The following is a 26,157-nucleotide window of genomic DNA, read 5'->3' on the forward strand; positions in this document are numbered from 1 at the left end:
TAACTTTGAATGGATCCTACTCGAACAATAAAACGCAGCATAAAAGAGAAACGCATCTTAAGCTCCCTGATTGCATCATCTCAGCAACTGCATCATGTCCAAAAAATACCGCTTATTACGGCGGATAAGCAGTTCAAGACCATTGAGGAGCTTGATCTGGTACTTTACGAACCTTAGATTAATAATACAGCTCATGACTATATTTTCAAAGATTATTGCAGGAGATATACCTTCCTATAAAATTGCAGAGAACGATCAGTTCATTGCATTTCTTGATATCATGCCGCTAAGGAAAGGCCATGTATTGGTTGTGCCCAAAATTGAAGTAGACAAGTTATTCGACGTTCCGGACGATTATCTTTCCCAACTGCTGGTGTTTGCCAGACCTATCGCAAAGGCAATAGAAAAGTCTTTTGACTGTAACCGTTGTGGCGTAAGTGTGGTGGGCATAGAAGTACCTCACGCACACGTACATCTAATCCCGATCAACGATGCCAATGACCTCAACTTCTTGCAGCCCAAATTAAAAATGGATGAAGCGGAGATGAAAGAAACGCAACAATTAATACTTAGCCATTTATTATGACCGGCATTCATGAAGCGCCAGCTGATCTGGTTTTGACGCAGCCTTTCCATACCTGATCATGAAGGTGATGCTCAGCAGGAAGCCGATAAAGGCCATGATTGCACCCACGAACGCAGGATATTGATAGCCTAAGCCAAAAGTCATAGGCAATCCACCCAGGTAAGCGCCTACCGAATTGGCCATGTTGAAAGCCGCCTGCATAAAAGCTGCTCCCATCATGGCAGATTTTTCCGCCGAGCGGATCATCAGGATGTTAATGGGCGATCCCACAGCCATGGCCAACAGGCCGCAGATAAAGGTCAGCGATACCGACAGTGCCTGGTTTTCGGAAAAGAAAAAGACCGCGATCAATGCTGCCACCAGCGAGATAAATAAAATGGCAGCTGCCTTCTCGGGTTTCATCTTGTCTGCCATAATACCTCCGATAAAATTACCAACTACCATGCCTGCCCCTGCGATCAGCATCATGTACGACACCGATTGCGTCGAAAAGCCGGATACATGGGTCATCAAAGGCGATATATAACTGAACCAGGCAAACAATCCGCCAAAGCCGATCGCTGTGATAAAGATGATCAGCCAGGCTTTAGGCGTCTTAAAAAATTGAAGTTCATCTTTGATGCTCGTTCCTGCGTTCAAATGAACGGGAGGTAACCAGAGCTTGATCGAGAAGGCCGTCAGCAGGCCGATAAAAGCGACAATGACAAAAGCCCAGCGCCAGCTAAACTCGTGACCCAGGTAAGTTACCAATGGTACCATCACCACGTTGGCAATCGTCAGTCCGGCAAACATCATGGATATCGCCTGTGCCTGTTTGCCTTCCCTGGCAAGCCGTGAAGCCACTACTGCACCGATTCCAAAAAAAGCACCATGAGGCAAACCCGAAAAGAAACGGGAGATCAATAAGGTGTAATAGTCAGGAGCAAAAGCCGAAAAGGCATTGAAAAAGGTAAACAGTCCCATCAAAGCGATCAGCACTTTCTTGGGGCTGTATTTCACCGAAGCTGCTACCAATAAAGGCGCACCCACGATAACGCCGATCGCATAAGCAGAAATAAGATATCCTGCTTCGGGGATACTCACCTGCAGGGATGCCGCAACATCCTGCATCAATCCCATGATGATAAATTCTGTAGTACCTATTGCCAATCCCCCTAACGCCAGGGAGAATAATTGTTTATTCATTATGGATAATATTAATGGGGCGGCTTAGTAGCGAATGGGCCTTTGGGCTGCCTTTCTCTTGTTTATGATCAATTAACACGTTAATATTGTGTTATGGATACACAAAAGTAGTCAAATTTGTTTAATCGTTTAAACAAATGATCTAATTTTGTCTTTCAATTTCCTGAACCGGCGGATCAGGCTCGAACTAAACCTTCCTTCCGACCTGGTGTCATAGAACAAAAGTGTTTTCAGAAAGTTCAGGATCATAGACAACCCGGAGCTGCCAGCTCAACCCATTATTGTTGACAGCAACCGGTATCATACGACAAAGACGAAGTAATGGAATGTGAACTGCGTAGAACTAAGAGGTGCATTCTTTATAAAAGTTTTGGTCGATTATTTCATATAAAAGCTACTACAATGAAGAGAATAGCAGTCGACATGGATGGCGTACTCGCCAATTGTTTTGAACAATTTATCAGGTATGAATATGCCGAAACCGGCATCAGGAAGACCCTCCAGGATGGTCTTGGTAAACCTGAAGGCGAAGCTTTTGAACGTGCAAGAACGTATTTATATCAACCCGGATTCTTCAGGGATATGCCGGTGATACCCGATAGCCAAGAAGTACTTTACAAACTGAATGAGCAGTTCGAAGTGTTTATTGTTTCTGCCGCTACGGAGTTCCCCCAGTCGCTGACCGAAAAGCAGGCCTGGTTAAATGAGCATTTCCCATTCATCCACTGGCAGCAAATGGTTTTCTGCGGTTTTAAAACGATCATTCACGCCGATGTGATGATCGACGATCATTTTAAAAATCTCGACGGATTTAAGGGGCGCACGATCCTGTTCACCCAGCCCCACAATGAACTGGCCAGTGAGGGACGACATAAGCGCGTCCGCGGATGGAAGGAGATCGAGCATTTGCTGCTCAACCCGCAAATGCACGCGGAACACAGCGCCCCGGCTGATTTTTCGCCTGCTATCAGTAAGTATGCGTAAGTGATCAGTTAGGGGCGGTTGACCCGCGAGCAATAAGTTCGGCGGGCACCAGCCGTAATTGTTCCGGTATATTTCGTTCGAGGCGATCCATCAACAGTCGAGTGGCCGTCTGACCCAGTTCGCACATGGGTTGCTTTACAAAGGAAAGCTGGGGCTGTACAAAATCAAATACTTCGCTTTCATCGAATCCGATCAGCTGGATATCCTTAGGAATATTGATGTTCTTTTGCTGTATATATTGCAGTGCATGAACGGCAATACGGTTCGAGGCAAAGAAAATGGCGTCGACAGCAAGCGAACCCAGTAAAGTGGCTATGGCTTTGGTGATTTCTTCTGCATCGTGGTTCAGTCCAACTTTTTTTACAAGACTGGCGGATGTTGGGATCTTGTAGTCTTTAAGCGCCTTGCTATATCCTTTTGTCCGGTCGTTCAGGTGGTGAAGTCGAGTCTTATAATTGATCAACCCGATCTTCTTCCTGCCGTTTTCAATGAACAGCTTCACTGCATCATAAGAGGCCTGGAAGTTGTCTACATGCACACAATGCGTTTCGATATCCGGAAAGTACCGGTCCACGATCACAAAAGGAAACTTCGATTTTTTTAATTGAATGATGGTATCCTCGGCACCTTCGGGCGGCAGTAAGATCAATCCATCGACCTGTCTGTTTAGAAAGGTGTTGACCAATTGTTCAAATTTGGACAGGTCTTCATCCGAACTTCCGAAGAGCACCGTATAGCCATGCTTTGCCCACTCGTCTTCTATGATCCGTGCCAGGGTGCTCGAAAAGGGATTCGATATGTCGGCCACGATCAAGCCGATTGTGTTGGTTTTGTTGGTCTTTAAGCTTTTTGCAATCTGGTTGGGGCGATATTGTAATCGCGCTGCAGTTTTCCTGATCCGCTCCGCAACGTCTTTATTGATCCGGTTGATGAACCTGTTGTTCAACACATACGAAACCAATGCAACGGATACACCCACTTCGCGGGCAATATCTTTTAAAGAAACTTTTCCGGGCTTTTTCTGCATATCAACAAAAATAAACTAATACTGTAAAGGTCGTGACCTGATTACGGATGTTGTGATCCTGGCAAGTATCAATAAGACTGCTTTCCGCAAAGGTGCTAACCTGCTTTTTAAACACCGCTCATCAATTTGGTGCTACAATTTCTTTCTCAAGATGTACTTTCGTTGAACGCTTCACTAAAAACTATTCAGATGCTAAAAAGAATTTTTTGCTTTTGCTTATCACTGATCTGTCTTTCAACTGGTATCGCGCAGTCCGTCAACTGGTCGGCTGATGGCGCTGCTTACTACGCGGTGGAGGAAGGTGCTGTTGTACGTTACACACTTCCTGGTAAGGACAAAAAAGTGTTGGCTGACAAGGCAAAGTTGACGCCTGCCGGCAGAGCCGCACCGATTGAGATCAGGAGTTTTACGATCAGTGATAACGAGTCCAAAATATTGATCTATAATAACACGCGCAAGGTATGGCGACAGGACACCCGTGGCGACTATTGGGTGTATGATGTCGGAACGGGCAAGTTGCAACAGTTGGGCAAAGGCAGACCGGAGGCCTCGTTGATGTTTGCAAAGTTGTCGCCCGACTATACTAAAGTGGCCTATGTAAGTGACTATAATTTATACGTTGAAGATCTGGCCACCGGAACGGTGAAAGCGTTAACAACCGATGGCGACCGTAAAAATATCAATGGCACGTTCGATTGGGCTTATGAGGAAGAGTTTTTCTGTCGCGACGGATTCAGATGGTCGCCGGACAGCAGGCAAATCGCTTACTGGAAAATTATCACCGGCGATACCAAGGTATACAATATGGTCAACAATACAGACTCTATTTATCCCGCATTGATCCCTATTGAATACCCGGTGGCAGGAGAGAAGCCTTCTGTTTTTAAGATCGGTGTGGTGCAACTGTCGGATGCTTCCACAAAATGGATGAACATCCCTGACGATGCGGTTTGGGGCTCTTATGCGCCGCGCATGGAATGGGCTGCTAACAACGATGAACTCATTGTGCAACATTTGAACAGGCGGCAGAATGAAAGCAGCCTGATGTTGTGCCAGACAAAAACAGGGGCATCTCAATCCATCTTGAAAGAACAGGATAGCGCCTGGTTAGATATTTTACCCTTGTGGGATGAAGATTATGCCAATGGGGGCTGGGACTGGCTGAATGGCGGTAAGGAATTTCTATGGCCTTCCGAGAAAGACGGATGGCGGCACCTGTACCGGATCAGCCGCGATGGTAAGAAACAAACGCTGATCACAAAAGGAGCATACGATGTAATGGACATTGCGGCGGTTGACGAAAAAGGCGGGTATGTTTATTTTCACGCGTCTCCTGAAAACGCCACTCAGAAATATTTGTATCGCACCAAACTCAATGGCAGCGGCAGTTTGGAGCTTTTAACTCCTGAAAAATATAAAGGTACCAACAGTTATCAGCTTTCGCCAACAGCAAAATATGCCATTCATAGTTTTTCAAATTATTACACCCGTCCTTCAATGGATTGGATTTCGCTGCCTGCACACCAGGCTATCGGGACTTCGCAGGTGGATGTGGCAGTCGCTGCTGCCGATAAATCCAAATCGAATGTGGAGTTTATCAAGATCACCACAAGCGACGGAGTAGAAATGGATGCATGGATGTCAAAGCCTCATGCGTTTGACAGCACAAAGAAATACCCGGTGGTTTTTTATGTGTATACAGAGCCCTGGGGACAGACGGTTAAAGACAGCTATGGAGCGGGCCGCAACTTTTTGTATGCAGGTGACATGGCAAAAGACGGATATATCTATGTTTCGATAGATAGCCGCGGAACGCCGGTTCCCAAAGGAAGAGCGTGGCGTAAGTCATTGTATAAAAATATCGGTATCCTGAACATCCACGACCAGGCCATGGCCGCGAAAGAGCTGCTGAAGCGCCCCTATCTTGATGCAGACCGCGTGGCTGTGTGGGGCTGGAGCGGTGGCGGTTCTACCACGTTGAACCTGATGTTCCAGTTTCCGGAGATCTATAAAACAGGCATTGCTGTAGCGGCAGTGGGCAATCAGCGCACCTATGACAATATTTACCAGGAGCGTTATTCAGGCATTCCTCAGCAGGATGAAACGCCCTATGTACAAGGGTCTCCGGTTACGCATGCTAAAAATCTCAAGGGAAATCTTTTGTATATACACGGGACGGGCGATGACAATGTGCATTATAACAACGCGGATATGTTGATCAATGAACTGATCAAATACAACAAGCAGTTCCAATTGATGAGCTATCCCAACCGTTCACATAGCATTTCGGAAGGAGAAGGTACAACGGCACATCTACAGACATTGTATACGAACTATCTGAGACAATACTGTCCGCCGGGCGGAAGGTAAAGGCAAGTAGAAAATAACAAGTAAAAGGGCGGGTAAAACTATCAATGTTTTTACCCGCCCTTTGATATGATCCAATTCTGTAATTAAAGTCTTATCACTTCCGCCTTTCCGCCCAAAGTTCGTTAAACGACTTCTTTGGAAACGCCAGTTTGCTTCGATCCTTCGTCCAGGCGCCTGCTATACTGTTGATGAATTGCGTCTTCACTTTACCATTGCTTACATTCATCCACTTTCTTTTGAGCATAGCGGTCTTCCACATTTTCCAGGCCACATGCTCCACGAATGGGGCATAGCCCTTCTCCTGAGCCTCATGCCTGTTCTCCAGTAAAAGTTCATGCAGGTTGATGCGGACTGCGCAGACTTCCGTGCAGTTGCCGCACAAAGAAGACGCATGGCTTAAGTGTTTCCATTCCTTCATCGGTTTCAGATGCGGTGTGATCACTGATCCGATCGGCCCGCTGTAGGTGGTGTCATACGTGTGGCCGCCAATATTTTTATAGACAGGGCAGGCATTGAGGCAAGCGCCGCATCGGATACAATACAATGCTTCCCGTGTTTTCTCATTAGCCAGCATGTTGGTGCGGCCGTTATCGAGCAGGATCACATACATTTCCTCCGGTCCGTCCGTTTCGCCCGCCTGGCGGGGCCCTGTAACGATGGTGCTGTAAGAGGTCACCCGTTGCCCTGTTCCGAAAGTGGCGAGCAAAGGCCAAAACAGCGCCAGGTCTGCCATAGAGGGGATGACCTTTTCAATGCCGGCGATAACAATATGGGTTTTAGGCATCGAGCAACTGAGCCGTGCATTACCTTCGTTCTCGGTGATAGCGATGCCGCCTATGTCGCTGATGATAAAGTTAGCACCCGTGACGCCCACTTCAGCCTCTGTGTATTTTTGCCTCAGCTTATCACGCGCTATCAGGGTCAATTGTTCTGCGCTCAGGGCAGGATCTGTACCCAGCTTGTCGGCAAAGAGCCGCGCGATATCGTCCTTGCTTTTGTGCATCGCCGGCGTTACAATGTGATACGGCGTTTCGCCGTCCAGCTGCTGGATGTATTCGCCCAGATCTGTTTCGATGCTTTCGATGCCTTGTGCTTCCAGGTGTTTATTGAGGTGGATCTCCTCCGTCACCATGCTCTTGCTTTTTACCACCGTTGAGCAGTTCTTCTCCTGGCAGATAGCGATGACGGCGTCTGTGGCCTGCTTTGCATCCTCACACCAGATGACTTTGGCGCCTCTTGCCGTTACCTGGGCCTCAAATTGTTCGAGTTGCTGATCGAGGGTTTCAATGGATTTCCATTTCAGGTTTTTCGCCCGCTCCCTTGCCAGGGCCAGATCCGCAAATTGCTGTTTACCCAGGGGCACCGTGGCATTATACCGACCGATGTTAAAATTGATCACCTGCCGGTGGTCGCGGTCGGCCGCTTTTTCTTTGCTTTTTTTATTAAAGGCTACAGAAGTATTAGACATATATAAATCAAGGATGGCTGGAAAAATAAGCAGATCAGGATTCGTGCTGATGCGCAGCTACCGCTTGCTCGAGCACTTCATAAAATTCCTCTCCGTATTTTCTCACCAGGGGTTCTTTTAAAAACTGGTAAACCGGGACCTTTAGTTTTTCGCCGAGAGAGCAGGCCGGGCTACATAGTTTCTTGCGGGGTTCATAATTGAGTCTTTCATAATCGCCATGTTTGCCGGGATAGGCGATAATAGGATACAGGTGGCAACTGATCGGTTTTTTCCATTTGATCTTCCCGTCGTTGTAAGCCTGTTCGAAAGCGCATTTGATGAGACCATCTTTTTCGCGGTAGGCATATACGCAGATTTCATTATCGCTGGGAAGGGTAGGCGTCACCCAACCAAATTCTTCGTCGTATTGATATCTTCCTTTTTTTTCGACCTCTTCAATGGCGTCCTTTGTCATGTAAGGTTTCACCACCTCGTAATACCGGTCCACTTCTTTCAGCTCCGCCTTGCTCAATGGCGCTCCTGCGTCTCCCTCTTCGCAACATCCTCCTTTGCACTTGGTCAGATCACACACAAACTGCGCCTCTGCGATGTCGTCGCTAATTATCTTGTTTTCGATTATAATCATGATGCAAAAGTAATGCAGCAGGGCTCAGGTTGTTCCTATTACTTGGGCTTAATTACGATCTGGGCTTTTTTGACACGGTTGCGTTCCACTTCGAGCACGGTAAATTCAAAGTCACCGGTGCTGACAACGCTGCCTTCGTTGGGTAATTCGCCGGATATTTCATTGATCAGTCCCCCAAGTGATTCATTATCACCGCGCACTTCTTCGAAGGTATCGACAGGGAGCTGCATGGCCTTACATACATCCCGCAGCATGGTGCTACCCTCAAATATATAAGTGTTATCGTCGACCTTCTTGTTGTTGATCTCATCCTCATCAAACTCGTCTTTGATATCTCCGATCACTTCTTCCTGGATGTCTTCCATTGTGATGATACCGCTTGTTCCGCCAAACTCGTCTACCACGATGGCAAAATGCATGCGCTTCTTCTGGAACTCCAGTAAAAGATCTTCAATCAATTTTGAGTCCGGTACAAAGTAGGGAGGCCGGATGACGGCATGCCAGTCAAAGTCTTCTTCGTATAAATGAGGGATCAGGTCCTTTGTATTCAAAATGCCCTCAATCTCATCCAGATCGCCTTTATACACAGGGAGCCTGGAGTACTGCAATTCTTTGATCTTGCCGACCAGATCGCTGAAGCTGGTATTGTATTCGATCGCGCTTACATAAAGGCGGCTGCGCATCACTTTTTTGACAGAGATCTTCCCGAATTTCACGATGCTCTTCATGATGTTCTTTTCTTCGGGCGAAGCTTCTTCGTCTGTCTGTACGTCGATCGCTTCGTCAAACTCCTGCAGGCTGTTGGCCTCGGCATTGTCGGTGCCCAATGTTTTTCCCAATCCGTCCGCGACAGCAACAATCCCTTTACTGATCCGCCTCAGCAGATAGTGAAGGATCTCGACAATAAAGAGCAATACCGGCCACTCGTAAGCAAAGCGCAGGCTATTTTGTCTCGCCCATACACGCGGAAAGATCTCCAGCGGAAATATGATCAGCAAGGCGATCAACAGCCACTTAACGGCGATCGAATATCCGCTATGCAGGTATTCCGGCGGGGTATATTGATTGATCAGGTAGTTCGTAAGAATGATAAGACAGATGTTCAGTACTGTTTTAGAAATGATCATCGTGGCATACACTTCCTTGGGCTCATCCAGGAGATCGATAATGCGCCTGGCGGCGGGCTGCTGTTTGGTTTTTAAGATATCAATGTCTTTTTCATGCAGCGAAAAGACGGCTGCCTGTGAGCCCGAAATCGAAAAGGACAAAAAAACCAGCAGTAACAATACCACCACCAACACGGTGCTGCTTTGGGCATTAGCCTGCAGTTCGATCTGCAGCAGGCGGTCAAAAAGTAAAGTAGTTATTAAGGGTGTATACAAAACAGTATCGATTAGTTATTTACGCTATGTGACAGGTATTTCCAACGCTTAATAATTGATGTTTCCTGTTTCTTCATTCTCTTCTGAGGGCCGCTCTCCGGGTCCTTGTTCGTCGTGGTCATGGGCCAGCCCGTCCACTTTTTTATCCAGCATGATCAGATTTTCGCCCACCACTTCTGTGATGTATTTTTTAACGCCATCCTTGTCTTCCCAGCTACGCGTGCGCAGTCTGCCCTCAATATACACCAGGCTTGATTTGTGAAGAAATTTTTGCGCCAGATCCGCCAGGCCTCTCCAGAGAACGACCGTATGCCATTCGGTCTGGGAAACCAGTTTGCCCGATCTGTCCTTAAACGTCTCGGTGGTTGCCAGTGGAAATTTAGCCACGGCAATATTGCCTTCCAACTGTTGCACTTCGGGGTCTTTACCTAGGTTGCCGATCAACATAACGCGGTTAACTCCTCTCATATTGAATATAAATTTTTCTTATGTAAGTATGTATTAAGCGATTGGTACTCTAAAATTAATTTTTTTTAATTAATTGAAAAAATTAATAAAAAAACGATGGTTTTTATCGCCTTTGAAGGAAAGAGCCTGTGTTTGCATCGCATGGCAACAACGAAAGTCTAGGGAGTGTAACGGTCGGATAAATAATCATTTATGATTTTTGGAAAAGAGGTGGCCCCTAGTTCTTCTGTATTGAGCCAGCTGAATGGATCCAACGATGAAGGACGGTCAGCAACCGTGCTTTCAATAAAAAATGCATGGATCTGCTGGTGCGTCAGCTTTTGAGTGTACTTCCTGCTGCGAACGGTGCCGGTAACCGGCTGATGGATCCAGCCTGACTGAATTGCCGTTGAATATACAACGTCTGCCGCCTCATCTGTCTCCGTTTCGATCATGGGAAACTCATGCAGGTGTTGCCATATGTCCTTTCCGGTGCGCTCGCGCACCGCAATCCGACCCTGATGCGTGACCACAAAAAAATGGAAATACCGCTGCCGCTGCCTGATCTTTTTTTCTTTCACCGGCAGAACAGCAATTTTATTTTCTAAAAACGCGACGCAATATTTTTTGAATACACAAATATCGCAAAGAGGGGCGGCCGGCTTGCAGACCGTCGCACCAAAATCCATGATAGCCTGGTTGTATGCCGCCGGAGCCTTTTTGTCCAGCACCTGCATCGCGAGCTCTGTAAACCGTTTTTTCCCGTTCGTGCTATCGATAGCATCCGCTATACCAAAGACCCGCGACAGGACCCTGAATACGTTGCCATCCACCACCGCGTGGGGCAGATCATATGCAAAGGAGGCAATAGCCGCCGCTGTGTAAGGGCCCACTCCTTTCAGTTGAAGGATGGCATCGTACGTTTCAGGAAAAATACCACCTGCTTCATTATAGATATAGCGCGCCGTGGCAATGAGGTTGCGGCAACGGGAATAATAGCCGAGGCCTTCCCACAATTTAAAGACCTTTTTTTCGTCGGCTGTCGCAAGATCGCTGATCGTAGGAAATGCCGATATAAAGTTGTTATAATATGCCAGTCCCTGCTCTACCCGGGTCTGTTGAAGTATAATCTCACTCAGCCAGATCTTATACGGATTCCGTTCTCCCTTCCATGGCATCTGACGATGATTCTCTGAATAATGCCATTTTAACAGCAATTTTGAAAAATTATTGAATGTCAGAGGTTTATGTGTTAAATTGCCCAACAGTTTTTAATAATTTCTTAATGAGTATAAAAATTGGATTAATAATTGTGTATGAAAAATGAAAGATGCATAATCTGCTGTTTTACAGTTTACTCTATTAGTTAAAATAACATTAAAATCTATGCGAAAGGCAGACTTAGTAAATAAGATTTCCGACAAAACGGGTATTCCCAAAGTCGATGTATTAGTTACCCTCGAAACCATGTTCAAAGAAGTCAAAGATACGTTGGCCTCGGGGGAGAATATTTATATCCGCGGCTTCGGTAGCTTCATCACGAAAAAGCGAGCTGCAAAAATAGGCCGGAATATCAAGAAAAACGTAGCAGTGCACATTCCTGAGCATTACATTCCTGCATTTAAACCAGCGAAGGAATTCAGTATTGAAGTAAAGAAATTAAAAGAGCCTAAACCAGACACAGGACCCGGTGAAGACGGGGACGATTAAAAAATGCTCCCTCTTAACTGGCTGCAGCTAAGTTTTTCTCAACTTATTTTTAAACAATTTATAGGGTATTGGGGTTACCTTTGCAGTTCAAACTTTTTTGATTGTGAAGAAACCTCAATATTTTACTATTGCTATTGCGGTAGTGGTGCTTTGTGTTTTACTGGCCTTTGGCCAGACAAAGCCCGGTGCTGCGCACGCTGCTCATGAGGGCGATCAACACGATCACGATGCTCCGGCATCGGCCGCACCTCTTTTAACATCTTCGTTTTCAATTGATAGCGCTTTGGTTATGGCTAAGGGCAAGTTATCCCCCGAGGTGGCTACCGAAGTTACGGAGATGGAAACTGCTGTGCGTCAGTCAACCGACAATGAACAAAAGTTGCACGCTTTTCACCAGCTTTCCCAATTCTGGAAGGAAAAAGGGAAGGCGTTCATTCCCTATTCCTGGTACATAGCTGAAAGCGCAAGGTTGGAAAATTCAGAAAAAAACCTCAATTTTGCAGGCCATTTGTTTTTGGACAACCTGCAGAACGTGGAAGATCATGAAATGGTGAGGTGGATGGCCCTGCAGGCAAAAGATTTGTTCGAAAGATCTTTGAAGTTAAATTCGGATAATGATTCGGCGAAGGTCGGCCTGGGAGCGACATACATGTTTGGAGGTATTTCCAATGCCCCCATGGAAGGGATCGGGAAGATCCGCGAAGTGGTGGCTAAAGACAGTACCAACATTTATGCACAAATGACCCTGGCGATGGGCTCGCTGATGAGCGGACAAACCGTGAAGGCAATGGAACGCCTGGAAACAGTTACGCGCATTGATCCGGATAACCTGCAGGCTACTTTGTTACTGGCGGATATTTACGAGAAGCAAGGTAAAAAGGAGACTGCTATCCAATATTATCAGAAAGCATTAACGATGTCGGGTTCGCACGCGGAGATGAAGACTGAGCTTACAAAAAGAATTAGTGCTTTAAAAAAGCAGAATTAACTATTATATTAACAAGATTTAAATTATTTAACTATGCCTTGTGGTAAAAAAAGAAAACGTCATAAAATTGCAACTCACAAACGCAAAAAAAGACTGAGAAAAAACCGCCATAAAAAGAAGTAACCTTTCTTTTTATTAAAATATTCTACATAGAACCCCGTAGATTCATTTGCGGGGTTTTATGTAATTATATTCGTTTTCGGATACTTTATCGTTATATGCATTTCCAGCCTTCAATGCCATATACTTCTTGCCTGCATTAATAACGTATAAAGTTATTTAGGTTTACTTTTAAGGCATAGCACATGTTCAGTATGTAATGAATAAAGAAATTGTAATTAATGCCGCTCCTACCGGTGTGGAAATTGCTTTGTTGGAAGACAAGAAACTGGTAGAGTTGCATAGCGAAAAAAGCGATGCCCGCTTTGCCGTGGGAGATCTGTATCTCGGCAAAGTCAAACGGCTGATGCCGGGGCTCAATGCAGCCTTTATTGACGTAGGATTTGAAAAAGATGCATTTTTACACTACACCGATTTAAGCCCCTACGCCAAGTCGCTGCTCAAATTTACCAACCAGGCGATGTCCGCCACCGAAGCTAAACCTCTCGATTTTTCAAAATTCCAGGTAGAGCCAGAGATCGTAAAAACGGGAAAGATCGGCGAAGTTCTGGGTGGCAAACCTCATGTTCTCGTTCAGATTCTAAAAGAACCGATCGCGGCCAAAGGACCCAGGCTAAGTTGTGAATTATCGCTCCCCGGCCGGTTTGTGGTAATCACTCCCTTTAATAATATCGTAGCTGTCTCAAAAAAGATCCATTCTTCTGAAGAGCGAAAAAGGCTGCAAAGAATTATTGAAGCGGTAAAACCGAAGAATTTCGGGGTGATCGTTCGTACCGCAGCGGAGGGAAAAAATACGGCAGAACTCTATGAAGACCTGGGCAACCTGGTTAACATCTGGAATACGGTACAGCAAAACCTAAGAGGTGCGGTCGCTCCTTCCAAGATCTTCAGTGAACAGAACAAGACCAACAGTATTTTAAGAGACCTGCTGAGTGCCGACTACAACCGCATCGTAACGAACGATAAAAATATTTACACCGAGACCAAAAACTACATCCAGAAGATCGCACCTGAAAAGGCTGAAATCGTCAACCAGGCGCAGGGAAATGTTTTTGATACGCTGGGTATTACCAAGCAGGTAAAAGGGTCTTTTGGGAAAACCGTCACGCTCAACAGCGGCGCTTACCTGATCATCGAGCACACCGAAGCGTTGCACGTGATCGACGTGAACAGCGGCTACAAGAATGTGGGGAACAACCAGGAGCAGAATGCGCTGGAGACCAACCTGGAAGCCGCCGCAGAAATTGCCCGGCAGTTGAGGCTCCGCGATATCGGCGGGATCATTGTGGTTGACTTTATCGATATGAAGCTTTCTGATAATAAGAAAAAGCTGTTCGATAAAATGGAAGAAGTGATGACGGCTGATCGCGCCAAGCACTCTGTGCTGCCCATTTCCAAATTCGGCCTGATGCAGATTACCCGGCAGCGGATGCGTCCCGAGGTAAACATCAACACCCAGGAAGTATGCCCCAGCTGTAATGGCAGTGGGAAAATATCTTCCACACTGGTGTTGGAAGATGAGATCGAAAAGAACCTCAGCTACCTGATCACGCACAAGCATAAAAACCTGAAATTGGTGGTGAACCCCATCATGCATGCTTATCTCACGAAGGGGCTTTGGTTCAGTAGCAAGATAGCGAAGTGGAATAAAAAATTCAATCAGAAAACGCGTCTCGAAAAAGATAACGCTTACCAGTTAACCGAGTATCATTTCTTCGACGCGAATGATGACGAAATAAAATTTTAAGCCTGTTAAGCCACCAGGCAGCAAAGGCGTACCACGTTTGGTTTATCGTAATCAAACGTTGTGCGCTTTTTTTGTTTTTGGGGGAAATATACAGCGTGTTGATGCCGCTGTTCTTAATTCTTATTCAGCAAAAACCAGAACGGTTTCAGGTGTTCATTTTCTGCCGCAGCCAGTATCTTGTTTTTTTTCGAGGTAATGCCGCGTCGCGTGACCAATTCATGCGCCTGGCAAAATCCTTCCTGGTTGTCCACGGAGGCAACAATATCATTGATGCATTCCACGCGGGTATCAATCGCTTCCGGCTGAATGGCATCGTCTTTAATGATCAGGATAATATCTCTTCGATACTTGCTCATGTTTAGAGTCAAATGCACAAGTGTGCTTTAGTAAATTTACTTTATTTTACAATTAATTATTCTTAAAGGTTCAATTTTATACTAATTTTTTGATTGAAGCTAATGCCACAGTACCAACGGCCGGGAAATGGAAGATCCTGGTAGCCCCGCTTGATTGGGGACTGGGACACACCACCAGGTGTTTTCCGGTCATTAATGAATTGATCAATAAAGGTGCCACTGTGATCCTCGCGGGCAACGCCGTCCAGCGCCGTATTTTAGTGGAAGCATTTCCCCAATGTTTGTTTTTGCACCTCGAAGGCTACAATGTAAAGTACAGCCGCTCGGGAAGGGGATTTTTGACTAAACTGTTTCGCCAGCTGCCACGCCTGGCCTCGGCGATCCGGAACGAAAACCGTTGGTTAAAGAGTGTGGTCAAAGAACAGGGCATTAACGGGGTCATCAGCGATAATCGTTTTGGCTTGTACCACCCAACCGTTCCTTGCGTATTTATGACCCACCAGCTCCAGATAAAAACCGGCTTGGGTTGGCTGGGTGACTGGCTGGCGCGCAGGGTGAACTATCAGAAGATCAACCGCTTCTCTCATTGTTGGATACCGGATTTTGAGGAAGCGTCTAATCTTGCGGGAACGCTTTCCCACCCCAGTGTGCTGCCAGGCCTATCCTGCCGGTATATCGGTCCGTTGTCGAGGATGACGCCGGGCATCAAACAGCTGAAGGGCGACAAGATCGTCGTGTTGCTTTCCGGGCCGGAGCCGCAAAGAAGCATTTTCGAAGCGCGTGTTTTTGAGCAGGTCCATGATTGGCGCCAGCCGGTGATCATCGTTCGCGGGCGACCTCTTGATCCGGAGGTGCCTGTTGTTGCTAACGCGATCGTTTATAATCATTTACCAAAAGAAGAACTGGAGGCCTTACTAAAAGAGGCTGCCTACGTGATCTGCCGCAGCGGGTACAGCTCGGTTATGGATATTAATGTCGTGGGCGTAAAGTCCGTTTTGGTGCCCACGCCCGGGCAGACAGAACAGGAGTACCTGGCCCAATACCTTATGCAGCGCGGCTTTGCCATCGCCTGCCGCCAGGACCGGTTTCAGCTACCGCAGATCTTGAAACAAGCCGAGGGCTTTAGCTACACCGGGTTTATAGATACTGACGCGAAGCTGATGTCAACCGCTGTTGACCAGTTTTTAACCGACTGCAATAAAAAGGTTTTTTAGAATTTAACCAGGAATCCCACGCCGAGCATCGACTTGATCTGCATCGCCGGGGAAGTGTTTTCCGGGCCGAATAATCGCGCATCGTCGTCATAGATCATGTCCAGGCTGTACGTTACTGTCAGGAATTTAGTCAGCTTCATGTTGATGAGATTGGTCCAGAACAGATCGACGTTTTTCGGTTCTTCGAGGTAGTTGGAATATAGATCGAGTTTGCTTTTGTAAGAAAACATTTTATTGATCTCTTTATAATAGTTGAGCGAGGCAAAGGAGCCGAACTCGGTCTTGGCATGCTGGCCCATTTCAACGCCGTAGGCCCCTGCGGCGGATAAAGAATCGTTGGTAACGATCGTCCAGCGAACGGTAATGGGCGACACGAAAGCAGAAAAATCTTTATTGGGTTTCCATTCAAAACCGGGACTCAGCAGTACGTATGCCGGAGACAGAAAATTTGAGCTCAGGTTCCGCACACCGTCATCTTCGTATGTATATCCTTTGAACATCTGCGACCGGAAATTGAACAAAGCGCCTGCATTCCACTTAGGGCTGATTGCATAGCCGTATTTTGAAACCAGGTCAATCCGGTCGTCGTTTTTCCTGCTTCCCAGGGAAGTGGTGTTGATATAGCCCAGATTCAGATCTAACGTGTTATCCCAGCTATGCCTGTTTTTCTTATAAAAAGCGTAAACGCTCAGGTTGCCGTTGACCGACAAAGAAAATTTATCGCCCCCCGCGGCCCAGTTGCTGAGTGATCCTTGCGCAATGTTCAGTCCTACAAATCCTCCTGTTTTCCATGTTTTATTCGTGGTATCGGAGGGGTCTTTCTTGATGGTTCTTTCTGCGTCTTTTTTCAGGCCCCTTACCATCTCATCCTGGGAAGTGGCTTTCAAACTGATAAGTACTAAGGCAGCTACAATTATTTTTTTCATTCGTAAATTTTGATTTAATGGTCAGCGCTTATCCGACTCGTTTCGGATACTGACCGGTTTGATTCTTTTATTAATGGCTTTGTTTCAATTAGTGTGTATCCGGACGCTGGAAATAGAGGCCCCGGCAGATTTCATTTCAGCCGCTCTGTCAAAGAAAAACAACTTGCATTCCTGGTGTTCCTGGGAACAGCGGGTCAAAGAAAACAAAAAGTTTAATTATATCAGCAGTATTGCTGCTTTTTTTACGAAGCAGGGCCGTCGGAAGACATCCTTGATTCGTCACTTACATGAATACCTACCGGTCGCAAGCCGGCCATCAGGCGGTGTACCGATAAAAATCGACGGGCAAAAGGGAGAGTTTCTAAAATTAAAATTATATTTGGCTAGCTGGGCGATGCTTATGCAGCGGGAAGAATGTGAGATCGGTGGTACAGGGATGGTGCGATTGACGAGATAGGCGCAAGCGGTCTAACACCGATGAAAAACGCAGGGGGGAGGTGGAGCATGAGATAAGTTTTGATGGAACATTTCCGGGCAAAAAAAGGTCTTTAACACAATGCTGTACAGGTGTAGCAGCCAGACGAAGGTTGTTGATCCACCCTTATCAACAAAAAAACCTTTCCGCTTGTAACGAAAAGGTCTTTTTAATGCTGTAGGGGGAGGGGTCGAACCTCCACGAGGCGGTTAGCCGCAACACAAAGTTAGTGGTCAATCCTGGTCGGCCTGACGGTCGGCTCTATGCTGTGTTTATCCCGTGCTCCTCACCCTCGAGACAAGAGGGCATGTCTGCCAAAAGTTTCATCACCCCACAATTTTTAAGAACTTTACCTGCGTTGCAGGCTTTGTTAAGACAAAAGTAAATATTAGGCGCTATTCGTTCCAAATATTTTAATAATTTTTTTTAAAATATAGTAATTTTTCAATAAATTGCGTTTATCATTTGATTATATCAAATTTAAGCTGCTTAAATATGAATTCTAAATTAAATCTTGATCGCCTGGATTTGCAGATTATTGAGCATATGATGGATGATGCTGAGATATCGTATGCCGATCTGGGGAAGAAATTATTTGTATCGGGCGGCACCATCCATGTCCGGATTAAGAAGCTGCAAAAAGACGGTGTTGTGAAGGGAACACGTCTGAACCCGGATCTCAAGCTGCTGGGTTATGATGTCATTGCGTTTATCGGCATTTACCTTAAAGAAAGCTCTCTCTACGACTCTGTAGCCAAAGAATTGCACAAGATCAAAGAAATTGTCAGGCTGAATTACACTACGGGTAATTACAGCATGTTTGCCGAGATCGTGTGTAAAGACATTTCCGAATTGAGAGTGGTCCTGCATGAAAAACTTCAAAAGATCAAAGGGATTGAAAGAACTGAAACACTCATTTCTCTCGAAGAAAGCTTTTCCCGAAGCGTGCGCATTTTAGACTAAGGCGGCGCTGATCAGGGCTCCAGCATTTTCAGGAAGTCGGCCTCAGTGATGATCTTAACTGTATTTAATTTCTTAGCCTTATCCAGCTTGCTGCCTGCATCTTCACCAACGACCAGGTAATTTAGTTTTGCGCTGACGCCGCTCAATATCTTACCTCCTTTGGCTTCGGCCATCGCCTCTGCCTCACTTCGTTTTAATGTAGGTAACGTCCCGGTAAACAAGAAAGTCACATCTGCCAGCTCTCCGCCGCCATGCATTTGTTTCTTACTATTTTTCATTTCGACTCCGAGGTCCTCCAGTTCTTTCAGCATGCTGATGTTGTCTGCATTGCTGAAGAAATGAACGATACTGCCGGCCACTTTGGGGCCGATATCCTCCAAAGCCTGCAGGTCTTCCAGGGTCAGTTCTTTCAATTCAAGCAGGTGACTTACCTTTTGTGCTAATACTTTCGCGGTCGTCTCGCCGACGAAGCGTATGCCCAGGGCAAATATGAGCCGGTGCAAGGGTTGCTTTTTGCTTTGCTCGATCGCTTCTTGAAGTTTCTCGATCGATCTGGCTCCAAAACCTTCCAGTTTGCCAATGGCATCAAAGTCAAGTTTATAAATGCCGGGGATATCTTTGAGCAGACCCAGGTCGTAAAACTTTTTAATGTTCGCTTCTCCAAAGCCTCTTATATCCAGCGCATCTTTGCTCACATAATGGATCATCCGCTCCACTACCTGTGCCGGGCATTCGATGTTCACACAGCGCCAGGCGGCTTCGCCTTCTTCTTTAAATAGCTTGCTTTCGCAGATCGGACATTGTTGGGGAAACCTGATCTGTTGTTCTTCGCCGGTGCGCAATTCGGACAACGGCTTTACAATGTAGGGTATCACATCGCCGGCTCGCTCCACCAGCACGGTATCGCCAATCATCAGGTCTTTTTCCCGGATCACGTCTTCATTAAAAAGGGAGATAGAGCTTACCGTCACCCCGCCGATGTACACGGGTTCGATCTTGGCGACGGGCGTGATGGATCCCGTGCGGCCAACCTGGAATTCTACGTTCAGCAATTTGCTGGTGCCCTGGCGGGCTTTGAATTTGAAAGCCATCGCCCAGCGCGGGTGGTGGGAGGTCATGCCCAATTGTTCATGCAGGTCAAAGTCGTTGACCTTGATCACCATCCCGTCAATTTCATAAGGCAGGTTGTCTCTTTCTTCTTCAAATTTCAGGCAGTAATCAATCACCGCGTCAATGCCGTCAAATACACGCATCTCTTTCAGGGGGCTTCTAAAGCCGAGGTCCCATAGGAGCTGCAAAGAGCCGGCATGCGTTGTTAAGGCCTCCGGAATCTCTTTTCCAGGCATCAACGTGTAATCGCTGATATGATACACAAACGCTTCCAGGTTCCTTCTTCTCACCTCCTGCGGATCTTTGATACGAAGGGTACCGGCTGCCGCATTCCTCGGGTTGGCCAGTGGCGCCAGACCTTTTTCTACCAGGGCGTCGTTGTATTTCTTGAAATTATTCTTATTCATGAGCACTTCGCCCCTGATCTCAATTTGCTGTATGCCATAATCGGAGAAACGGGCAGAAAGGGGCAGGGAACGGATCTGTCGCACATTGCTTGTCACGTCATCCCCGGTGACACCGTTTCCGCGCGTAGCGCCGCGAACCAGATAGTCGTTTTCATAGATCAGGGAGATGCTTCCCCCATCAAACTTTGGTTCTACGCAATAGGTAAGCGTATCAAGTTTGGACAGCTGCTTCGCTTTCCGGTCAAAGTCCTTGAGATCTGTTTCGTTATAAGAGTTATCAAGCGATAACATCGGCACCAGGTGGGAAACAGTAACGAAGTTGCCGGTAAGTTCCTTGGCAACGCGTTGCGTGGGTGAATCTTTTGTAATCCAGTCCGGATGCGCGTTTTCGGTTCTTTCTAATAACTTGAACAGCTGGTCATATTCCCCATCCGCTATCAACGGATTGCTCAGCACATAATACCTGTATTCATGAAAGCGCAATGCTTGTTTTAATACCTCGAGTTGTTCCCGGCGGGCGACCAGGTCTTCGGATTCTTTCAGAAACTGTTGCGTGCTATCCTGTAGTTGGATGGTTTTTTCTTTGCTGTACATATTGATCGATAAAGGCGCGTTAAAAGTAAAGTTTTTCTTTCAGGAATGGTCTTCCGGTCTGAACTTTAAACGTGTTATTGCGGGGTGTTAATGGAGCGGTTGCCCGTTTTGTAACAGCGTAAAAACTTTTCGGCAGGCAGTTTGCATCCTTAAAAAAATACATTACGTTTGTGTATATAGCACACGTTTACTGAGATGGTACAACATTCAAATTTAAAAAGCGCAGCTGCCGAAAAAAGCAGTCATCCGGAATACTTCAATATTGCGGTGTCGGTGGATTGCGTCATTTTTGGTTACGAAGAAAAAGAACTGAAAGTACTGCTGATCCAATCTGACTTTGAGGAGTTTTCCGGGCTGCATTCTTTGTTGGGTGACCTGGTTAAACCGGATGAGGATCTTGATGCTGCGCCTTACCGGGTGTTGAAAGAGCGTACCGGGCTGGATGATGTCTTTTTACAGCAGGTGCACACGTTTGGACGCGTGAACCGGCACCCTTCCGGCCGCGTGGTGAGCACCGCCTATTATTCGCTGGTACACATCAACAGTCATAAATTAAATATTGATACCAACGACCTGCACTGGCATCCCGTACAAAAAATAAAAAAGCTGGCCTTTGACCATAAAGAGATCCTGGATACCTGCGTGAAGATGCTGCAGGAGCAGATCATGGAATATCCTGTGGTTCACAACCTTTTGCCGGAAAAGTTTTCGCTTCGCGCATTACAGGAGCTGTATGAGGCGATCCTGGGAACGCCGCTCGACCGGCGCAATTTCAGGAAGAAGATTGCGCTGAAAAATTGGTTGTCTGAGCTGGAAGAGCTGGAAGAAGGGGTAACGCACCGCCCGGGCAAGCTGCATAAGTTCCGGGTAAAGGCGCAGCAACCTGCTTCTTCAAAGAAAGCGAAATAGATCGCTGCTTTATTGTTTTTCAATTAAAGTTACTGACCGGAAAAAATACCGCCCAGGTTTACGGTAATGGAACAATGCTCCTGCAGGGTCAAAGTGATGTTGTCTGAAAAGGACCGTAATTCATACTGACCATTTTTCAATTCATAGATGTCGATGGTTTCCGCTTCCGCATCTACGATCAGGTAGTACTGGACCTTCTCCTGTTCATAAAGCTGGTATTTGGTATTCCGGTCTTTTAAAGCGGTGGAAGGCGAAAGGATCTCAACCACCAGCGCCGGTGGAAAATCAAGGAATGGTTTCGTGATGGCTCCGCAAACGATCAATATATCAGGGATCAGTACGGTGTCATCGCTTATTTTATAGTCTATCGGTTGATAAACATTGCATTTAATGCAGTCAGAATTCCGAAGACTTAACATGAGCTCCGTACTTAACTCAGCCGCCACGCGCTGATGCCCCGGCATGGGATTTCCGTGTAGGGTAAGCCTTCGATTAACTCACAATGGCCTTTCCAGAAAGCTCGATCGGCATAAGTGTAATAAGGTAACAGTTTGTAGTGGTTGCGTCTCATCACATAAATATATATATAATGGGTTTAATATTTTCAGGTGATGTGCGCGAAAAATAATAAGAAATGCGGCCATCTGTCTATCGGTTAAAATTAACAGGTCAAAATTTTTACTGAAAATGAATTAGTTACAAAGGTGTCTTAAAAAATAGTTGCCGTTCGTGCACTTTTGTTGAAAGAAGGGGTGTACTTTTGCACTCCTTTTCTGACAGGTGTCGGATTGGGCCGGGGGATAGCCCGGTTTTTTTTATAACAAATTGAATTAATTAAAATGAGCAAACAACATTTCACCACGAAGCATGCGAACGAGGCTACCGTGCAGCGTAACTGGTACGTTGTGGACGGTACTAATCAAACCGTAGGTCGTATGTGTTCCCGTATTGCCGCTATTTTGCGCGGTAAGAACAAAGCGTCTTACACTCCACACGTAGACACCGGGGATTACATCATCGTTATCAACTGCGAAAAAGTTAAGCTGAGCGGTAACAAAATGGACCAGAAAGTGTACGATACATTCAGCGGATATCCCGGTGGACGTAAAGAAGAGCTGGCGAGCGATCTGCAAAAGCGCCGTCCTGAAGTGATTATCGAAAGAGCGGTAAAAGGCATGTTGCCTAAGAACCGTTTAGGTCGTAAGATGTACAAAAAACTTTTTGTATACGCCGGCGGTACTCATCCTCATACTGCACAACAACCTAAGGAGTTAAAATTTTAAATTCTGTATAAAGTATATAGTATTCAGTATTCAGACCGCATTTACCCAGTCTTTATACTAACTTCTAAATACTAAAATCTTCAATAAATGGAAAAACAAAAAAACGCAGTTGGTCGCCGTAAAGAAGCAGTTACCCGTATATTCATCAGCAAGGGTACCGGCACTATCACTGTGAACGATAAAGACTATAAAAATTACTTTTCCCTGGTATATCTTCAAAACCAGGTAGAACGTCCTTTAAAAACAATCGAAGCTGCAGACAAATATGATGTAAAGATCAATGCTGCGGGTGGTGGTGTTAAAGGCCAGGCGGAAGCTGCTATGCTGGGTATTGCCCGTGCATTGGTAGACCTGAATGCTGAGTATCGCCCTGCTTTAAAAGCTGCCGGCTTGCTGAAGCGTGATCCACGTTCTGTTGAGCGTAAGAAATTCGGTCATAAAAAAGCGAGAAAAAGCTACCAGTTCTCTAAACGTTAATTTGTTTAGATGTTTAAAGTTTAAGGTTAGCATCCTTAAGCAAACTTTAAACTTTTTACTTCAAACTTTAAACTTATACTTTAAATGGAAAATAATAATACATCATTACAACAGCAGCTTCTGGAAGCGGGCGTTCATTTCGGTCACCTGAAGAAGAAATGGAATCCTAAAATGTTGCCTTACATTTTTGCTGAAAAAAAAGGTATCCACATTATTGATCTGAACAAAACGGTGGAGTGTCTGCAGGAAACAGCAGCTGCTATGAAACAAATCGCACGCAGCGGTAAAAAAATCCTGTTTGTTGGTACTAAAAAGCAAGCTAAAGATATCGTAACCGAGTGCGCTCAAAGAGTAAGCATGCCTTATGTAACTGAGCGTTGGCTGGGTGGTATGCTGACCAACTTTAACACCGTTCGTAAGAGCGTGAAGAAAATGCAGAGCATTGAGAAAATGCTGGCGGATGGTTCTTTCGACAGCATCACAAAAAAAGAGCGCCTGACCTTAACCCGTGATAAAGATAAAATGGAGAAAGTATTAGGTGGTATCGCTCAACTGGGCCGTGTACCTGCTGCTTTATTCATCGTGGACATCGGGCACGAACATATCGCATTGGCTGAATCTAAACGCCTGGGTGTAACTACTTTCGGTGTGGTAGATACCAACTGCGATCCTAACAAAGTAGATTTCGCTATCCCTGCTAATGATGATGCAACAAAATCTATCGCTATTGTGGTGAACTACATCACTGCTGCGATCGAAGAAGGTTTGGCTGAAAGGCAAGCGGCAAAAGATGAAGATGTAGAAGACAACTTCGCAGACGAGAATGAAAAGCAAGCAGCAAAGATCCAGGCAGAAGCGGAAGCTGAAGCAGGTCGTGGCGGTCGTGGCCGTAGCGCCGGACAAGGCGGCGGCGGTGGCCAACGCAGAAGAAGCACTGGCGGCGGAGCAAGAAGCGGAGCACCGAGAAGATAATTAGTTGTTAGACCATGGTCCATAGACGATTGACCATGGTCTATGGACTTTTTATTGTCCCGGCTGATGAATACAGCTCATCAAAATTGTCCGTCCGAACGACAGCCTGAGCAGATCATGCTGGTAAGGATGTTATTCGGGGGCAACGAAGTTGATGCTTATTCTCAGCCCGGCTCAAATAATAATTAGCAAAAACATTATGGCAGATGAGCCGATATGTCTCAGCTCATCTGTCGTAAATCATAAATTTTTAATTATGTCTACAGTAACAATTACAGCACAGGATATTAACAAGCTGCGCCAGGCTACTGGTGCGGGGATGATGGATTGCCGCAAAGCGCTTACCGAAACTAACGGTGACTTTGAAGCAGCGATCGACTGGTTGCGTAAGCAAGGTCAGAAAGTGGCCGCTAAACGCAGCGATCGTGAAGCTAAAGAAGGTGTGGTAATCGCACAAACAACTGCCGATAACAAAACTGGTATTGTGGTGTGTGTAAGCTGCGAAACTGACTTCGTATCTAAAAATGAAGACTTCGTTGCTTTTGTACAAAGCATCGCCGACGCTGCGATCAGCTCAAACGCGAACTCTATCGATGAGCTGAACGAAACAAGCGTTAACGGAACGAAAGTAGCCGAGTTGATCAACGATAAACTGGCTTCTATCGGTGAGAAGATCGCGATCACTAAATTTGAAAAGATCAACGCACCTTATGTTGCTTCTTACATCCACGGTGCTTACCGTATTGGTGTATTGGTAGGTCTGGACAAAGAATCTGCTGAAGCAGGTAAGGACGTAGCGATGCAGGTAGCGGCTTTAAGCCCTGTAGCAGTAGATGCTGACAGCGTTCCTGCTGATGTGGTAGCTCGTGAGAAAGCGGTGATCATGGATATCATGAAAGAAGATCCTAAGATGGCGGGCAAACCAGAAGAAATGCTGTCTAAGATCGCTGAAGGTAAACTGGGTGCTTTCTTTAAAGAGCAAACTTTAACAGCTCAGGCGTTTGTAAAAGACGGCGGAAAATCTGTTGGAGATTACCTGAAAGAGAATGGTGTGAAAGTGATTGAATTTAAAAGAGTAGCGTTAGGTTAATCCACGCTTCGATGATAAGTTGAAAAGCGCTTCGGAAACGAAGCGCTTTTTTGATATCTTGGAAAAGTGTAGCTTGCGTCGTCGTGGTTTGCTAGCAGCGACATATTTTGGGTTGTATTCCAGTAATAATTTTTGGCGGAAAACTTATATTCTTCATTGCTATCGATTGCAGAAATGAGCCAGTTTGACGAGCCTTTTTTTAAGAACGTATTTCATCAGAACTATGACAAGATTTACTCTGGCTTTTTGAAAAAGACGAAGTCTGAAACTATTGCCGACGAGTTAACTCAACAAACGTTTATTAAATTTTGGGAATACAGATCCTCATTTGATTTTTCGCTACCCACATTATTACAGCTTCACCGAAAAGCGAAGCTGATTTTTATTGATTGGCTCAGGAAGGAAGCGCATCAAAGGAAAATTAAATCAGAACTTTTAGATGCCGGCACAAAAAAAGATGATTCACATACAAATATTGAGCTTACCAATACTATTCTTTTCGCTTTGGAACAACTTCCCAATATGAGAAAGAAAGTATTTCGCATGTCTTATATAGAAGGGTTTTCGAGGAAAGAGATAGCAGAGCATTTAAAAATTTCTCAAAGAACAGTTGATGCCCATTTAGCCAAAGCTTTGCAGCAATTAAGAAAAGCGATTGCTTTATCTGCTGTATTATCCGCAATTTTAAAATAAATTTTTCCGGAGTAGGTAATTTCTCATTTCCAAACGTACAATAAGTTAA

The 26,157-nt window shown here is 45.7% G+C and carries 25 protein-coding genes; 14 read left to right on the forward strand and 11 right to left on the reverse strand.

Going from position 1 to position 26,157, the window contains the following annotated elements; all coding sequences use genetic code 11:
- Nucleotides 1-193: 193 nt before the first annotated feature.
- Nucleotides 194-586 carry an HIT family protein gene (locus ACU37H_RS13240; protein ID WP_472703663.1) on the forward strand — a complete coding sequence of 131 codons (393 nt, stop codon included), beginning with the start codon at nt 194-196 and terminating at the stop codon, nt 584-586.
- Here the strand turns inward: ACU37H_RS13240 and ACU37H_RS13245 are convergent.
- On the reverse strand, nt 581-1,771 hold the full coding sequence (locus tag ACU37H_RS13245) for an MFS transporter (protein WP_472703661.1): 1,191 nt from the start codon (nt 1,769-1,771) through the stop codon (nt 581-583). The genes ACU37H_RS13240 and ACU37H_RS13245 overlap by 6 nt on opposite strands.
- A gap of 402 nt (nt 1,772-2,173) precedes the next feature.
- On the opposite strand from ACU37H_RS13245, the gene ACU37H_RS13250 reads away from it, so the two are divergent.
- Nucleotides 2,174-2,755, forward strand: coding sequence for a 5' nucleotidase, NT5C type (locus ACU37H_RS13250; RefSeq protein ID WP_472703659.1), 582 nt, complete (start codon nt 2,174-2,176; stop codon nt 2,753-2,755).
- A 4-nt stretch (nt 2,756-2,759) separates the two neighbouring features.
- Here the strand turns inward: ACU37H_RS13250 and ACU37H_RS13255 are convergent, their stop codons facing one another.
- Nucleotides 2,760-3,782, reverse strand: coding sequence for a LacI family DNA-binding transcriptional regulator (locus ACU37H_RS13255; protein ID WP_472703658.1), 1,023 nt, complete (start codon nt 3,780-3,782; stop codon nt 2,760-2,762).
- A 189-nt stretch (nt 3,783-3,971) separates the two neighbouring features.
- Here ACU37H_RS13255 and ACU37H_RS13260 point away from each other — a divergent pair, with 189 nt between their 5' ends.
- Nucleotides 3,972-6,152, forward strand: coding sequence for a S9 family peptidase (locus ACU37H_RS13260; RefSeq protein WP_472703657.1), 2,181 nt, complete (start codon nt 3,972-3,974; stop codon nt 6,150-6,152).
- Nucleotides 6,153-6,246: 94 nt separating this feature from the next.
- On the opposite strand, the gene ACU37H_RS13265 is transcribed toward ACU37H_RS13260, so the two are convergent.
- The 5 genes from ACU37H_RS13265 to mutY form a co-directional block, all read right to left on the reverse strand.
- On the reverse strand, nt 6,247-7,620 hold the full coding sequence (locus ACU37H_RS13265; RefSeq protein WP_472703655.1) for a LutB/LldF family L-lactate oxidation iron-sulfur protein: 1,374 nt from the start codon (nt 7,618-7,620) through the stop codon (nt 6,247-6,249).
- Nucleotides 7,621-7,654: 34 nt separating this feature from the next.
- On the reverse strand, nt 7,655-8,245 hold the full coding sequence (locus ACU37H_RS13270; protein ID WP_472703653.1) for a DUF3109 family protein: 591 nt from the start codon (nt 8,243-8,245) through the stop codon (nt 7,655-7,657).
- Between the two features lie 38 nt (nt 8,246-8,283).
- Entirely contained in the window at nt 8,284-9,627 is a 1,344-nt protein-coding gene (gene gldE, locus ACU37H_RS13275; protein ID WP_472703651.1) for a gliding motility-associated protein GldE, read from the reverse strand.
- Nucleotides 9,628-9,675: 48 nt separating this feature from the next.
- Nucleotides 9,676-10,095, reverse strand: coding sequence for a single-stranded DNA-binding protein (locus tag ACU37H_RS13280; RefSeq protein ID WP_472703649.1), 420 nt, complete (start codon nt 10,093-10,095; stop codon nt 9,676-9,678).
- Between the two features lie 158 nt (nt 10,096-10,253).
- Nucleotides 10,254-11,252: an A/G-specific adenine glycosylase gene (gene mutY / locus ACU37H_RS13285; protein WP_494407554.1), complete on the reverse strand. Its 999-nt coding sequence runs from the start codon at nt 11,250-11,252 to the stop codon at nt 10,254-10,256.
- 208 nt (nt 11,253-11,460) lie between these two features.
- On the opposite strand from mutY, the gene ACU37H_RS13290 reads away from it, so the two are divergent.
- The 3 genes from ACU37H_RS13290 (at nt 11,461) to ACU37H_RS13300 (ending at nt 14,639) form a co-directional block, all read left to right on the forward strand.
- The gene (locus ACU37H_RS13290) at nt 11,461-11,784 is read left to right on the forward strand and encodes an HU family DNA-binding protein (protein WP_472703645.1); all 324 of its coding nucleotides are present in this window, start codon (nt 11,461-11,463) and stop codon (nt 11,782-11,784) included.
- A gap of 103 nt (nt 11,785-11,887) precedes the next feature.
- Complete coding sequence (locus ACU37H_RS13295) at nt 11,888-12,772, forward strand: tetratricopeptide repeat protein (RefSeq protein WP_472703644.1); 885 nt, start codon at nt 11,888-11,890, stop codon at nt 12,770-12,772.
- Between the two features lie 319 nt (nt 12,773-13,091).
- Entirely contained in the window at nt 13,092-14,639 is a 1,548-nt protein-coding gene (locus ACU37H_RS13300; RefSeq protein WP_472703642.1) for an Rne/Rng family ribonuclease, read from the forward strand.
- Between the two features lie 113 nt (nt 14,640-14,752).
- On the opposite strand, the gene ACU37H_RS13305 is transcribed toward ACU37H_RS13300, so the two are convergent.
- Nucleotides 14,753-14,995: a hypothetical protein gene (locus ACU37H_RS13305; RefSeq protein WP_472703640.1), complete on the reverse strand. Its 243-nt coding sequence runs from the start codon at nt 14,993-14,995 to the stop codon at nt 14,753-14,755.
- A gap of 89 nt (nt 14,996-15,084) precedes the next feature.
- Between ACU37H_RS13305 and ACU37H_RS13310 the strand changes: the two genes are divergently transcribed.
- Complete coding sequence (locus tag ACU37H_RS13310; protein ID WP_472703638.1) at nt 15,085-16,209, forward strand: glycosyltransferase; 1,125 nt, start codon at nt 15,085-15,087, stop codon at nt 16,207-16,209.
- Here ACU37H_RS13310 and ACU37H_RS13315 read toward each other — a convergent pair.
- The gene (locus ACU37H_RS13315; protein ID WP_472703637.1) at nt 16,206-17,135 is read right to left on the reverse strand and encodes a DUF3078 domain-containing protein; all 930 of its coding nucleotides are present in this window, start codon (nt 17,133-17,135) and stop codon (nt 16,206-16,208) included. The genes ACU37H_RS13310 and ACU37H_RS13315 overlap by 4 nt on opposite strands.
- A gap of 970 nt (nt 17,136-18,105) precedes the next feature.
- Between ACU37H_RS13315 and ACU37H_RS13320 the strand changes: the two genes are divergently transcribed.
- Nucleotides 18,106-18,573, forward strand: coding sequence for an Lrp/AsnC ligand binding domain-containing protein (locus ACU37H_RS13320; RefSeq protein ID WP_472703635.1), 468 nt, complete (start codon nt 18,106-18,108; stop codon nt 18,571-18,573).
- An 11-nt stretch (nt 18,574-18,584) separates the two neighbouring features.
- Here the strand turns inward: ACU37H_RS13320 and ligA are convergent, their stop codons facing one another.
- Nucleotides 18,585-20,684, reverse strand: coding sequence for an NAD-dependent DNA ligase LigA (gene ligA, locus ACU37H_RS13325; RefSeq protein ID WP_472703633.1), 2,100 nt, complete (start codon nt 20,682-20,684; stop codon nt 18,585-18,587).
- Between the two features lie 195 nt (nt 20,685-20,879).
- On the opposite strand from ligA, the gene ACU37H_RS13330 reads away from it, so the two are divergent.
- Nucleotides 20,880-21,593, forward strand: a complete 714-nt coding sequence (locus ACU37H_RS13330; protein WP_472703631.1) for an NUDIX hydrolase — start codon at nt 20,880-20,882, stop codon at nt 21,591-21,593.
- 29 nt (nt 21,594-21,622) lie between these two features.
- Here ACU37H_RS13330 and ACU37H_RS13335 read toward each other — a convergent pair whose 3' ends face one another.
- A complete protein-coding gene (locus ACU37H_RS13335; protein WP_472703629.1) occupies nt 21,623-22,057 on the reverse strand; it encodes a Uma2 family endonuclease in 435 nt (144 codons plus the stop codon).
- A gap of 375 nt (nt 22,058-22,432) precedes the next feature.
- On the opposite strand from ACU37H_RS13335, the gene rplM reads away from it, so the two are divergent.
- The 5 genes from rplM to ACU37H_RS13360 all read left to right on the forward strand — a co-directional run bounded on the left by rplM (nt 22,433) and on the right by ACU37H_RS13360 (nt 26,108).
- Nucleotides 22,433-22,876: a 50S ribosomal protein L13 gene (rplM, locus tag ACU37H_RS13340; protein WP_472703627.1), complete on the forward strand. Its 444-nt coding sequence runs from the start codon at nt 22,433-22,435 to the stop codon at nt 22,874-22,876.
- Nucleotides 22,877-22,963: 87 nt separating this feature from the next.
- Complete coding sequence (gene rpsI, locus ACU37H_RS13345; protein ID WP_472703625.1) at nt 22,964-23,353, forward strand: 30S ribosomal protein S9; 390 nt, start codon at nt 22,964-22,966, stop codon at nt 23,351-23,353.
- 84 nt (nt 23,354-23,437) lie between these two features.
- The gene (gene rpsB, locus ACU37H_RS13350; RefSeq protein ID WP_472703623.1) at nt 23,438-24,325 is read left to right on the forward strand and encodes a 30S ribosomal protein S2; all 888 of its coding nucleotides are present in this window, start codon (nt 23,438-23,440) and stop codon (nt 24,323-24,325) included.
- 256 nt (nt 24,326-24,581) lie between these two features.
- Nucleotides 24,582-25,415, forward strand: a complete 834-nt coding sequence (tsf, locus tag ACU37H_RS13355; protein ID WP_472703621.1) for a translation elongation factor Ts — start codon at nt 24,582-24,584, stop codon at nt 25,413-25,415.
- Between the two features lie 156 nt (nt 25,416-25,571).
- Entirely contained in the window at nt 25,572-26,108 is a 537-nt protein-coding gene (locus ACU37H_RS13360; protein ID WP_472703619.1) for an RNA polymerase sigma factor, read from the forward strand.
- Nucleotides 26,109-26,157: the final 49 nt, after the last annotated feature.

It is taken from the genome of Niabella sp. ZPM-14 (genome assembly GCF_055693045.2).